This window comes from Clostridioides sp. LIBA-2809, assembly GCF_056688965.1.
In genome coordinates, this window is sequence record NZ_CP197004.1 from 2,396,339 (window position 1) to 2,410,598 (window position 14,260).

A 14,260-nucleotide genomic window follows, 5' to 3' on the forward strand; every position below is an offset into this window, starting at 1 on the left:
TAGAAAAAATCACCTTAAAAATTTCAACTTTTAAGGCAATTTCTTTCTCTGTATCTATTTATCTAACTTAACATTTTTTTGAGCATCTTTTAAGAAAGTATCATCTATAGCCTTTTCACGAGGTATTTCTTGTTTAATAACACCTGAAGCCATAGACATTCTATTTATAGCTGCATACCCATCATCAGTGAAACTTCCATCTTTAGAATATATATTATTATCTTTTATTTCTTTTACAGAATCTTCAAGCATTTCATTTCCTGGGAATAATGGTTTCAATGTTTCTATTATTTTTTCTGCAGAATTTTCATTTGTCCATAATATAGCTTTATATATAGCATTTACATATTTTTGTACTGTTTCTGGATTTTCTTTTATGTATTTGTCTGTAGTAAATGTTATATACATTTCATAATTTTCAGAACCAATTAATTTTTTATGAACTTCTGGATTATATATATCTTCAACTAACTTATTACCTGCATCAAGTACAATTTTACGAGCAGACGGAGATACATAACTACCTGCAACATCTTCTTTTTCCAAAGCTGCAACTAATGCTGAGTTTGGAAGATTTACATATGTAGCATCAGTATCTGGATTAAGACCATTTTCTTTTAACACAGAACGTACAAATGCTCTAGGAGATGAACCACTATCAGCCCCATTTATAGTTTTACCTTTCATATCTTTTACGCTACTATATTTTGGTGCTACCACAAATGAATATGGATATTTTTGTGTAGTTGAAAGTAATAACTTAGTACCTTGATTTTTTTCATTAAAACCTAAAATCATTTCTGGCCCATATAGACCAAATTGAGCATCACCAGATAATACTGGTGCTGTTGGCATATCACTTTGAACTGTAACAAATTCCACATCTAAACCTTCTTCTTCAAAAAATCCTAGTGCTTTTGCTAAGTATGCTGGTCCCCAAAGCTCACCTCTAACTGGTTCAGATACTTTAACCTTTTCTAATTGTTTTGTTTCTTTTTTAGCATTGTTTGAACTCTTGTCTTCTTCTTTTCCAGAGCTACAAGCAACCATGCCTAATAACATAACACCACATAATAAAATTGAAATAAACTTTTTCATATTTTCTCTCCTCACATTATTTTTTAGTCAATACTCTCTCTCCATCTTAAAATTCTTTTTTCCACATGTTTTAATATATAATCAAGCATTGACATTATAAACATCATTAAAAATATACAAGATAGTACTCTTGTAATATTGTAAACTCCTCCAGCTGCTTGCACCATCCATCCTAAACCCTGATTAGAACCTAAATATTCTCCAACTATTGCACCTAAAACCGAAGCTCCTGCTCCTGAACGTAAACTAGCCATAATCCAAGGAACACAGGAAGGTAATATTACTTTTTGTATAATTTGCAACTTGGATGCACCCATAATTTTTAATGTATTTATTAAATTTATATCTACATTTTTAAAACCTGCATACGCATTAAAAAACACCAAAAAGAACACCATTATTGCAGCCATAAAAATTTTGGCTTGTAACCCTATTCCAAACCAAATTATAAATAAAGGCCCAAGTGATAGTTTTGGTAATCCATATAATCCTACTAATATTGGGTCGAATATATCTGCTAAAAGTGGTATATTTCCAAATAAAAATGCTATTATTACGCCAAATACTACACCATAAAACAAACCAAATAATGAAGCTTTTAATGTTATATAAATATGAGGCCATATTTCACCTGTATTAAACATAGCTATTAAATCTTTTATGATGTTTAATGGTGAACTAAAGAAAAAAGTATTAATGAGATTATTGTCAGATAGATATTCCCAGACCATTAAAAATATCACTATAAAAATTAAACAATAACATTTTTTTAGTATTTTTTTAATCTCCATACTCACCCATCTCCTCTTTTCTTCCTTTTATTACTTCAGACTTTATATCATCCCAAATTTGCTTTTCTAATTCTATAAATTGAGGGCTTGATTTACTTTCTATATTATTACGTGGTCTAGGTAAATCTACAATATATTCTGATTTAATAGATGAAGGTCTATAACTCATAAGTATAATTCTATCTGCCAATGTTATTGCTTCTGATATATCATGAGTAATATACACAATAGTATTTTTTCTTTTTTGCCAAATATTTAGAATTTCATCCTGTAGCAATTCTCTTGTAAATACATCTAATGGACCAAATGGTTCATCCATAAAAATAACATCTGGGTCTTGTGCTAAAGCACGCATTATAATCGCTCTTTTTCTCATCCCTCCAGAAAGCTCATATGGATATTTTTCCTCAAAACCAGCTAAACCACTAGTTTGCATAAGCTCTTTTGCCAATTTTATTCTATGTTTTTTGTCTTCTCCCCTTATCTCAAGACCAAGAGCAATATTATCAACTATCTTTCTCCAAGGAAGTAAAGTATCCATCTGTGATATGTATCCTATTTTATGTCTCCCAAAATGCAATGGTTTTCCATCAATTAAGACTTCTCCTTTTGTAGGTTTTAACATACCACACATTATGTTTAAAAGTGTACTTTTTCCACATCCACTAGAACCAACAATAGCTAAAAACTCTCCTTTTTTTACAGAAAGGTCTATATCATTAATAGCATGTATACGTTCTCCATTTTTAGATTGATAATAATGAGTAATATTTTTTAAAATTAATGTATTTGTGTTTTCCATTTCAATACCCCTTATTTATATACTACAAATATAATACAATTTTCTATTTATTATATTATACTTCGACTTTGAACAACATAAGTTTAATATGTTTTCCATTCTTTGTCCAATAGCAAAAAACTATCTCCAATAACCATATTATAGTATCCAACTATATCCATAAAAAAAACTACATTAAGTTTGTTATAATACAAACTCAATGTAGCCTTTCATAAAAAACATCTTACATCTAAGTGCAAGTCGCTATTTATATTTGATTTATTTATTAAATTTTAATGCTCCTGTAGGACATACCATTACACAAGGTAAATCCATACCACATTCATGTCTTTCAACACACCCATTACACTTATTTGCCTTGCCATCCTTGCCATAATTCAAAGCTCCATATTCACAAGCTTTTTCACAAAGTTTACATCCTATACAGTTTTGATTATCCAATAAAATAAACCCATCTTCTTTTTTAAAACAGTCTTTAGGACATATATCCAAACATTTTGGCTCATCACAATGAATACATGCTAACGAAAAATATTCTATATTTTCACCATCTTCCATTGTAAATACACGTCTAAAAAGTTCGCCATTATCTATATCATTATCATTTTGGTCTACACAAGCAAGTAAACATGCTCCACATGCTGTACATAATTCTTTATTAAATTTAAATAAACTTTTCATTATATCCCTCCATCTATCTATTTATCTTTTCAATCTTACACTTACAACTTCTATATGCAGGGAATCCACTATAAGGGTCAAAATTATCACAAATAATGCTATTTACATCAGCTTCTCTGTATCCATGATACATATGTATATTTCTGTATAAGACTCTGTCTGTAACATTAACTTTTACATTTAAACTTCCTATTTTAGTAGTTATTTTTATATAATCTCCACTGATAACATCCAATTCTTTTGCATCTAAACTAGAAATATCGCAACTAGCTTCATTTTTTAATAGTCTTGAAAGTTTGACATCATGAAGTCTTGAATGTAGTGCATTTGGAATTCTTGCTCCAGATGTCAATAGATGAGTATAATCATTATCTATATCATCATTAAATCCTGTATATGTTGGTAGTGCATCTAGTCCAAAATCTTTGTATTTTTCAATAATTACAGATTTCAATTCAAACTTAGATGTACTCGTATCATATCCATCTCTTGTATATGAACCCACTATGTATGGTTTAAAATCTTTACATTTTAATGGTAAATCACTTTCTTTAAGTTTGTCCACATCCACACAGGTATCTTTGAACATATGTCTTATACTTACTTCATAACCTGCCTTTAATAAATCATCATCTATCTCCATAACATTTGCTAAATCTGAAAGTATTTCTACGTCTGATTTTGAATCATATAATGTATCAATGACTTTTTTAGTATATGTAATATATCCACCTGGATAACTCTTACATTCTTCTCTTTCAAAAGATGTACATGCAGGTAAAAGTATATCTGCATATTTTGATGCGTCTGTCATAAATAAATCTATATTTACAAAAAAATCTACAGTATCTAATGCTTTAAAAAGTCTACCCGAATTAGGAAACATTCTAGCATTTATGCCATGACAAAATAAAGCTTTTATTTCATATGGTGTTTTTTCTTCTATTTGTCTTGTTAAATCCATCGCTTGAAACTGAGTCACCATCTCATTCCATAGAGGAAACCTTTCTCCACCAATTCTTTCATTTATATTTTTAGGTAGAACTTCTTTCACAAACTCTTTTTCTAGTGCCTGAAATCCACCTAACTTACCAGCAAAATAATCTTGTTTTGGTATATTACCACCTACTCTATCATAATTACCTGTTATAGCAGATAAAGACATCATTGCTCTATAGTTTTGAAATCCATTTTGATGATGCACTATTGGAGCTGCGCTTTCATTTATGCAAAACGGACCTTGCGACAACATATCTACTGCCTTTGCTATGTCATCCTTAGAAACTCCTGTAATCTTACTTACAGTATCTAAATCAAATGACTTTACATATTCTTTATATTCATTAAATCCATGTACATGTTTTTCTATGTATTCTTTATCTATTAAATCTCTTTGTATAAATAGATTTGCCATCCCAAGAGCTAAAGCTCCATCAGTCCCAGGTTTAACTCTCAAATGAAGGTCTGCTACTTTTTGAGTTGTTGGTGTTATTCTAGGGTCTACAATTATAAATTTTACACCTTTTTCTTTTAATTTTGTTAGATTTACACTATTTAAAAATTTAGAGTAGTATGGATTAAATCCCCACCCTAAGTAAGTCTTTGTATTTTCCATATCTTGCATTGTAAAGTTTCTCCCAGTAGCAACATTTCCAGCCATCTGTGCAGATGTTGAGCATGAGCTAGATTCTGTACCGTAGTTAGGAGAACCAAATGAAGATGCAAACCTTTGTAAAAACGGTCTATACCATTTTCCATAACCTGTAAAAAATGCCACATGTTTTGCTCCATAATCACTCTTTATTTTATTTAACCTCTCTCCTATTTCACTATAAGCCTCTTCCCATGATATTGGCTTAAACTTACCTTCACCTCTTTTACCAATTCTCTTTAGTGGTGTCTTTATTCTATCTTCTCTATAGATATACTCCCTATTACAAAGACCTTTCGTACATAACAATCCCTTATTCATTGGATGTTCTTTTGTACCTTCTATTTTTATTATTTTACCATCTTTAACATATGCATCAATTCCACAATGTACTCCTGGAGAACAAATATCACACAAAGTTCTCTTTATTTCTATACCAGTTTCTTCACATGGTATTTTAGCTTTAAGCAAGTTACAATTATTCATATCGACACTCTCCTTTCCCAATAATAAATATAATTATTAAACTTATTATACATTCTTTTTATTCAAATATCATACTTTAAATCCTATATATTATAATATCAAGAATATTTTAATAATAAAGCTTTATATTTTTAATATTTATTTAGATAATTATTTTTAATTCATAGTTTATAAGATAATATGATAAAAATCTAATAGTAAATTATTATTTACATGTATCTTATGATAGATAAAAGCTATTTATATATACTTTAATTTAAGCTACAGATTTAGAGTGTAAATTAAATGCATTTAGATTATAATATATACAGTGAGGTAAGGTGAATAAAATGAAAATAGATATGATATATAAATTAATAAAAAGAAATACAGAACCATCAAGGTGGTCAAGAGGTGTAAAATACTACACTAATCAGTTGGTTGATTATATAGACATAGATATTGATGACCTACAAAATAATCTGTTGACATTTCGTGGTGGAGTAAATTCTGAAGATAATTATAGCTTTTACTTTAGTTCAATAACTATAGATATAAGACACTTTAAGATAATTGAAAATGACTGTAGCTGTGCTGATTGTCAATCAAAAGGTACAAATCAAAGACTTTTTATATGTAAACATATAGTTGCTATTGTTATAAAAAGCTTAAAACAAATAAAAAATAAAAAAGATGTTCCTCCTATTTTAATAGACATATTAGGTGATAATAAGGATAAAATTTCTAATACTAATTCTAAAACTAACTTAGACTTAAGTAAGCAATTGCTTTCTTTTTTAGATAATACTAAAAAAGAAAGAGTTAATTTAGATGTATTAATAAATGTTGATTCAAATAAAGCAATTGCTGAATTTAAAATTGGAATTGATAAGATGTATATTCTAAAAAATATTACTGAATTTGCATATTCAAAACTTAATGGATATGAATTAGATTTTGGGAAAAAATTTATTTACAATCCTAACATTCATTATTTTGCTGATGAAGACGAGAAATTAGTAGATATTATAGAAGAATATGGTACAAATCTTTCATACAATTTTTCTTCATCATATTCAAAAAAGTTTATGGAGATAAATGCAAGTTCTTTAAAACAGTTTTTAAATGCTATTGAATACAAAGATTTTACCCTTATTTTTTCTAAAAAAGAATACCATCCAAGAATATTAAAGGATGCTTTGCCAGTAAAGTTTAATTTTAAAAATATAGAAGATAAAATAGTCTTATCTTCTCAAGATTCACTACCTGTTCCACTTACTAAAAAAAATGATGTACTTTTATATGATGGTAATCTATACTTGTTATCACATAAAAAAGCTCATGATTATTCAAAAATCTATCAAGTATTATCAAAATCTAAAGAATTAAAGTTTGATAAAGAAGATTCTAAAGATGTTTTAGGATTGTTAGTACCTAAATTAAGAGCTATATCTCAAGAAGTCTATTTAGATGATAATATAACAAATAATATAACAAAAGATTTTAAAGCTGAATTTTACTTTGATATGATTGATGGAAACATCTGTTGTGATATAAAGTATATATATGACAATGAAGAGAAAAAGTTTATACTTCCCAACACACAAAAAGAAGCTAAAATTGAAAATAAAATAACTTCTTCGCAATTTGTAAAAGAAAATAACAGTTATGTATTTAAAGGAAGTGATTATGACCTATTTACATTTTTAGATTCACAATTAGAATCTTTAAAAGAATTTGGAGATATATATTATTCTGAGAAGTTTAAATTGAAAAAGATATATAATTCTTCATCAATTCAAGCTTCAATTAATCAAACTAATCAAAATTATTTAGAATTTAATTTTAATATATCTGATATAAATCCAAAAGAGTACAAGTCTATTCTGAAAGCTTTTCAAGAGAAACGTACTTTTTATAAGCTTAAAGATGGAAATTTTATAGACTTATCAGAGAGAGAAACAAAAGATTTTTTTGAATTAGTTGAAAATCTAGATATAATAGATAAATCAAAAAACAACAAAATTCATAATAATAAAGCTCTATATATAAATGACATGATAAAAGGTAAAAATTTAAAATTTATAGAGGGCAAAAAAGAATTAGACAGCATTTGTGAAAAATTTAGAAATTTTGATAGTATAAATTTAGATATTCCAAACAATTTAAAAGCAGACCTTCGTGACTACCAAATAAATGGTTTTAATTGGTTTAAAGTTTTAGATTATTATAAATTCGGTGGTATACTAGCTGATGAAATGGGCCTTGGTAAGACAATACAGACTATTGCATTTTTATTATCATTATCCAACAAAAAAAGTCTTATTGTTACACCCACATCACTTATTTATAATTGGAAAAATGAATTTGAAAAGTTTGCTCCAGATATAAAAGTTTTATTGATACATGGAAGTAAGAGAGATAGAGAGAAATGTTTTATGGAGTTACAAAATTTCGACGTAATACTTACAACATATGGAACTCTTAGAAATGATTTAGAAAAATATAGTGAAATAAAGTTTGATTATTGTATAATAGATGAGGCTCAAAATATCAAAAATCCAGTAGCTTTAGTAACTGAATCTGTAAAAAGTATAAATGCAGAAAATAAATTTGCACTTACTGGCACACCTATGGAAAATAATTTGCTAGAATTGTGGTCTATATTTGATTTTATAATGCCTGGTTATTTATATAGTAAAACAAAATTTCAAGAGCTATTCATAAATAAAGAAGATAATGTTAAAAATTTAAAAAAACTGATAAAACCTTTTATTCTTAGAAGAAGCAAAAAACAAGTTATGAAAGAGCTTCCAGATAAAATTGAGAAAAACTTTTTTGTAGAGCTAAATAAAGAACAGAAAAAGGTATATAGTGTATATGCAAAAGATATACAAGATAAAATAAAAGATAAAAATCTAAAAAAAGATAAAATAGTTATATTTTCCTATTTAACAAAACTAAGACAGCTTTGTTTAGACCCAAGTATAGTAGTAAAAGATTACAGTAAAAAAAGTTCAAAAATTGAAACATGTTTAGAAATACTTAGAGATAGTATAAATGAAAACCACAAGATATTACTGTTTTCACAATTTACATCTGTACTTAAAAACATAAGTAAAGAACTTGATAAGTACAAAATTGAATACCATTATATAGATGGCAAGACTAATGCTAAAGAAAGACTTGAACTCGTAGATACATTTAATACAAGTACGGATAAAAAAGTTTTTTTAATATCTTTAAAAGCAGGTGGAACTGGTTTAAACCTTACATCTGCTGATATGGTAATTCACTTTGACCCATGGTGGAATCCATCGGTGGAAAATCAAGCTAGTGATAGAGCTCATAGATTTGGGCAAAAAAATTCAGTACAAGTTATAAAATTAATTGCTAAAGGAACTATAGAAGAAAAAATAATAAAATTACAGGAAAGTAAAAAAGAACTTATAAACCAATTTATAAATGGAGAATTATCCAATGAAGGTGTCTTGAAAAGTTTGTCTGATGATGAGATAATAGATTTATTTAATTAAAGTATTTAATCTTAAAGCTTAACTATATAAATTTATTCTAAAATTTATATAGTTAAGCTACATTTTATGTAAATCCTAAAACTTTAAATAATCGTATTATTAAATTATTCTTTTAAAAATTTCTTTGCTACATTTGCAAAACTTAATCCATTTGATAAGATAGCTGGATGACCACCTTTATCAAACAAGTGCATTTTACCATTTTTAATTTTTTTAAGAATTGCTGAAAAAGTATTTTCAAAAAAATCATGAGATACTAAAGATACAAATTCATCTTCTTTACTTCCTGTTAAAAGTACATCTGGTTGCATAGTTTCTAGAGGTTTATGAAAAAACTTTCCTATAGTTTTATAATGTTCAAAAATAGCTTCTGTATCATTATCTATAACTTTTTCCCAGTTGTCTCCTTGATTATAAATATAAAAAGCTTTTGCACCATCATCTTTTTTTGATTCTTCACGCTCTGTTTTCACGTTTTTTACAAATGATTCTAAAGGAACTTCTCCCTCAAAACTGTCTGCTATTACTTTATTAACTAAGTCAGGTCTTTCAAGAGCAACATTTAATGCTACAAGAGCCCCTCCACTACTGCCAATTATATTCACCTTTTTATAGTTCATTTTTTCTAAAAAGCATATAACTTGCATGGCCTCATCGAACCATAAATCTACAGAGAATTTATCTACCATTTCAGATTGACCATGACCTACAAAATCTATTAATATTACCTTATATTCATCTTTGTAAAAATCAACTACTTCATTAAACATTTTAGAAGAAGCAGTATTACCATGTAAAAAAAGTAATGGTGTACCCTCTCCTATCTCGTTATAGTAGCATTTTTTGTCATTATAGGTAAAATATCCCATATATTCCCCTCCTCCAATATCTTTATAAATACATGTTTATAACTTATATTCATAGTGACTATTGTTATAAACATTTAGGACCATTATAGCTTACTTTTTAAAGTTTTGTAACTTAATAATTTTTTAAAAATATAAAATTATTTTATTTTATTAAACTTAATTCACATTCTTAACTTCAACTATCTCATATCTCTCTTTACTTTAACCATCTTTTTCTTTATAGGTATTTCTTTATATTTTTTTGATATTAAATCTCCTTTATAATTCAATATATCTACATATGAACACAAATCTTGAACTTCTATTACACCTATATCATCATTAGTAACTCCTTTTAGGTTGCTAAACGCCCCAACTATATCTAAAACTCTTATTTTCTTTTTTTTCCCAGCATTTAAATATAATCTTACCACTTCATCTTCTGAATTTAGTTTTGTATCTTTTCCTTTTTGATAACTTTTACTGACTTTCTTTCTTTTTAATGCTTCTTTTAAAAGGTCTTTTGAATATTCATCAAACAATCTTTTACCTAACATAATTCTATTTTTTTCTATTGTAGGTATTTCATCTATTTTATATCCTATATATTCTTGTATTCCATCCAGATATTTTTCATCTTGTATATCTACTATAGTAATGGCTTTTCCACTACTTCCTTTTCTTCCAGTTCTACCTATTCTATGTATGTAGTTTTCCTTATCATAAGGTACATCATAGTTTACAACTAAGGAAATATCATCAATATGTATTCCTCTAGATGCTACATCACTACTAACTAGTACATTGAACTTTAAATCCTTAAAATCCTTAATCACAAAGATTCTTTTTTCTTGTGATAAATCGGCATGTAACTGCCTTACCAAAAAACCATCTTTACTCATTTTATTATATAATCTAGATACTTTTTCTCTAGTATTACAAAAAATTATTACACTCTTTGGATTCTCACTGTATATTAACTCTTTTAAAATTACATACTTATCTCTTTCATTAGATTTTACTATTCTATCATCTATTTGTTTTATTTTCTCATTGTTTTTATCTTCATTTTCATCTATATTTATAATATTATAGTTTAGCATATATTTTTCACATATATATCTTATCTCTTCATTCATTGTAGCTGAAAAAAGCCCTATCGTTTTTTCTTTAGGCAAATTAGATAATATTTTTTCCATTTGTTCAACAAAACCTTTATTAAACATCTTATCAGCTTCATCTATTACTAAATACTTTATGTTTTCCAACTTAATAGTACCTTTATTTATATGGTCAATTATTCTACCTGGAGTAGCTACAACAATATGAACCCTTTGCTTTAATTCTGCTATTTGTTCTTTTATAGGTTGTTTACCAAATATAGCACTACATCTCACCTTCTTTAATCTTCCTATCCCTGATATCTCATCTTTTACTTGTAATGCTAGTTCTCTTGTTGGGACAACTATAAGTGCTTGAATATTATTGTGTTCTACATCTATATTTTCACATACAGGTATCGCAAAGCTTGCTGTTTTTCCACTTCCTGTTTTTGATTTCACTGCTATGTTTTGACCATCTAATAATTTTGGAATAACCTCTATTTGTACTCTAGAAGGTATATTATATCCTAAATTTTTTAAGGACTTAAGTATCTTTTCATCTAACTTAAAACTTTCAAATGTATATTTCATATATTACCACCTTGTCATATTTATCTTATCTCTTATATTTTTCTACATTATATTATTATAATACAAGGTTATAACATTTTTATATTATTTATTATATTTAACATAAAATAGATATTATATAAAGCTATAGTTTAGCTCTAAACAAGCTAGATTTCTGTATTTAAATACCCCTTGAATATATTGATAAATCAATACTTTCAAGGGGTATTTCTTGTTAATAACCAAAATAACATGTCTTTCGCAAGTTTAAATTATACTAATATATTGTGTTTTAGTTTGTATCTAAAATTGAAAGGTATTAATCAACACCTAAATCGCCATAATCTCACATACTTATATCTTTATTCAATATACCTTCTGTAATTAATCTTGCTATACAATCATAACCTGCTTCATTTGCTTTATTACAATCATTCACATTATCACAGAAAAAACTTTCAATTTGTATTGCAACTGGATTTGTATTTCTCAATATATATAAATTTTCTCTTTTTTTAGCTCCTCTATTTTCAAATAATTCTCCAAGTTTATTAGATACTCTTTTGGCATATTCTAACCCTTCATTACCATAATAAAGCACTTCTGTCCCAAGTTTTGTTCCATCACCTTTATTTAAATGTAGCTCTACTAATAAATCGTATTTACCACTATTTACTTTTGGAACTCTATAAAAAAATTCTTCTCTTTCTGACATAAAATGTCTTTCTGGACAAACTATTACATCTACTGTATTACCTTGACTTATAAGCATCTCAGCTAACATAGGAGCTAATTTTTTGTTATAGTTATATTCATCAACTATGCTACTTACACCTGTACTTTTGCCACCCTTTAGTATACTATGACCTACTGTTATGCATATTTTCATTTACTTTTTTCACCTTCTTTTAAGCCAATTTTTATATAATAGTAATATAATTTTAAAGTTATTACTAATAATAATATATTAATTGAAGAAGGCAAAAGTTCTCTGTGATTATCATTTTTTTAACATATTTGTCTTATTTTATCATAAATCTACACTTTTAAAATATTATATTATACTTATTATTTAGAATTACTTAAAATTAAGAATTTCTATTAATTATTTGTATATACAATATATATCAATATCTATGTTTTTTTATTTAATAAAATACTAGTTTAATAAATTTTAGCTTTGAAGAGTTAATAATACAATAAAAGTGATGTATTTATAAATAATTCATCTGTATTTAACTCATTTATTGATGTATGTTCAATTTTTACATTTATATTTTTCATATCCTCATAAACTATTCCAACTGGTGAACAAATAAAACAAGAAAATCCAAAAGTTTTTGTTATATTTTTTACTTTATTCTCATTAAAACTTGTTTGTTTCTTACAGTCACTTACATTTTCATTATTATTTTGTAAATCATTATCATAACCCTTTTCTTTCTGAATATTATCAGACTTGTTCACTACTTTGAACTTACTCCTATTTCTACAACTATAGTCCATTTCAAATTCTATACTACCAAAAACTATTAAATTACACAGTTTTAAATCTTTTCCTTTGTTTGTAGGATTTTTTATAGGTTTAACATCAAGTATCTTACTATTTATGTTTACTTTTAATATATCTTTTAGGTTTTTAGGCATCTTTAAAGAATTACTTATATTCAACTGCTTAAATACAGTTTTGTTTATATTGGTATAAACACTATTGCTTTCTACTGATATTCTTGTTGGAAATTTATCTAGGGTACACTTATAATAATAGTATATATTAGCGTTGTTTTTTATAACTCTATATGCTGAATTTGGCAAAACTACACTCTTAAAAGATATTATTTTTTTACAATTAGCATCTATTTTTCCTATGTAGAAACCTTGTTGTGGGTCTAATCCACATTTTATAATACCATTAACTTTTACAGTATTATTTATAAATTCTATATATTTAGAAATATAATCTTTAAAAAATATATTTCCTGTTTTATATCTACTCGTATTTGTAACAATAATAGTATAAGTCAAAATTTCGAATACAGATGCACATTTTTTATCAACATATTTTTCTACTTTTAAAATACTTCCACTTATATCATTTGAAAAGACATCATTAAAAGTAGTTTTAGTTATTCTCATTGCATCCACCTTTCTATAATTTAAAGATTACTCCATTTTAGAACTATTTTCATAACTTATAATTGCAGTCACACTAATAAATAAATTATTATCATCTAAAATAGACGATGTCATATCTTGTATAAGATACTTTAAATTAATTTTCTCTTTATTTTCTATTCTTCTAGGCATTTGTATAAATGTACTAAAAGGTATTTTTAACTTAAGTATATTTCTCTTATTAGAACTTCTATTTCTCTTATTTCCCACATAATCTAGTATCACATTAGTATCTATATCACCAACTAAAATTAACTTCTTCCCCGTCATTTGCTCATCTTCTAATGATACACACTCCATCGTATCAACAAGACTTATATTATGAATATTCATATTACAAACAGATGTCTCCAATGAATTTACTATGGATTTTTTAGAAGTTAACTTAAAATTTTTATATGTATTAAATTGAGATAAATAAAAAGTATTTTCTAGTCTTTCACATCTTTCAAAATTATAGATTACCTTATTATTTTCATACATAATCACATCAATCTCCCTATATCTATATATTAATACTATTCATAAAAACTCTTCTAA

General features: G+C 26.6%; 11 protein-coding genes. 1 reads left to right on the forward strand and 10 read right to left on the reverse strand.

The genetic code is table 11. The features are described 5' to 3' along the window. Positions 1–54: 54 nt before the first annotated feature. The 5 genes from ACTG44_RS11480 to ACTG44_RS11500 form a co-directional block, all read right to left on the reverse strand. Complete coding sequence (locus ACTG44_RS11480) at positions 55–1,098, reverse strand: ABC transporter substrate-binding protein (RefSeq protein WP_021385032.1); 1,044 nt, start codon at positions 1,096–1,098, stop codon at positions 55–57. Positions 1,099–1,121: 23 nt separating this feature from the next. Continuing rightward, complete coding sequence (locus ACTG44_RS11485; protein WP_479916932.1) at positions 1,122–1,889, reverse strand: ABC transporter permease; 768 nt, start codon at positions 1,887–1,889, stop codon at positions 1,122–1,124. After that, a complete protein-coding gene (locus ACTG44_RS11490; RefSeq protein ID WP_479916933.1) occupies positions 1,879–2,691 on the reverse strand; it encodes an ABC transporter ATP-binding protein in 813 nt (270 codons plus the stop codon). Before ACTG44_RS11490 ends, ACTG44_RS11485 begins: the two co-directional genes overlap by 11 nt. Before the next feature lie 258 nt (positions 2,692–2,949). After that, the gene (locus tag ACTG44_RS11495) at positions 2,950–3,372 is read right to left on the reverse strand and encodes a 4Fe-4S dicluster domain-containing protein (protein ID WP_479916934.1); all 423 of its coding nucleotides are present in this window, start codon (positions 3,370–3,372) and stop codon (positions 2,950–2,952) included. Between the two features lie 13 nt (positions 3,373–3,385). Further along, on the reverse strand, positions 3,386–5,509 hold the full coding sequence (locus tag ACTG44_RS11500; RefSeq protein WP_479919051.1) for a molybdopterin-containing oxidoreductase family protein: 2,124 nt from the start codon (positions 5,507–5,509) through the stop codon (positions 3,386–3,388). Positions 5,510–5,838: 329 nt separating this feature from the next. Between ACTG44_RS11500 and ACTG44_RS11505 the strand changes: the two genes are divergently transcribed. Continuing rightward, positions 5,839–9,024 carry a DEAD/DEAH box helicase gene (locus ACTG44_RS11505; protein WP_479919052.1) on the forward strand — a complete coding sequence of 1,062 codons (3,186 nt, stop codon included), beginning with the start codon at positions 5,839–5,841 and terminating at the stop codon, positions 9,022–9,024. A gap of 104 nt (positions 9,025–9,128) precedes the next feature. On the opposite strand, the gene ACTG44_RS11510 is transcribed toward ACTG44_RS11505, so the two are convergent. From ACTG44_RS11510 to ACTG44_RS11530, 5 genes are all read right to left on the reverse strand, one after another. Beyond that, on the reverse strand, positions 9,129–9,893 hold the full coding sequence (locus ACTG44_RS11510) for an alpha/beta fold hydrolase (RefSeq protein WP_479920481.1): 765 nt from the start codon (positions 9,891–9,893) through the stop codon (positions 9,129–9,131). 179 nt (positions 9,894–10,072) lie between these two features. Then, positions 10,073–11,566: a DEAD/DEAH box helicase gene (locus ACTG44_RS11515; RefSeq protein WP_479920482.1), complete on the reverse strand. Its 1,494-nt coding sequence runs from the start codon at positions 11,564–11,566 to the stop codon at positions 10,073–10,075. Positions 11,567–11,891: 325 nt separating this feature from the next. Further along, positions 11,892–12,434, reverse strand: coding sequence for an N-acetylmuramoyl-L-alanine amidase (locus tag ACTG44_RS11520; RefSeq protein WP_021385077.1), 543 nt, complete (start codon positions 12,432–12,434; stop codon positions 11,892–11,894). 299 nt (positions 12,435–12,733) lie between these two features. Then, complete coding sequence (locus tag ACTG44_RS11525; protein WP_021385066.1) at positions 12,734–13,681, reverse strand: hypothetical protein; 948 nt, start codon at positions 13,679–13,681, stop codon at positions 12,734–12,736. A gap of 27 nt (positions 13,682–13,708) precedes the next feature. After that, entirely contained in the window at positions 13,709–14,203 is a 495-nt protein-coding gene (locus ACTG44_RS11530) for a hypothetical protein (protein WP_021385075.1), read from the reverse strand. Positions 14,204–14,260: the final 57 nt, after the last annotated feature.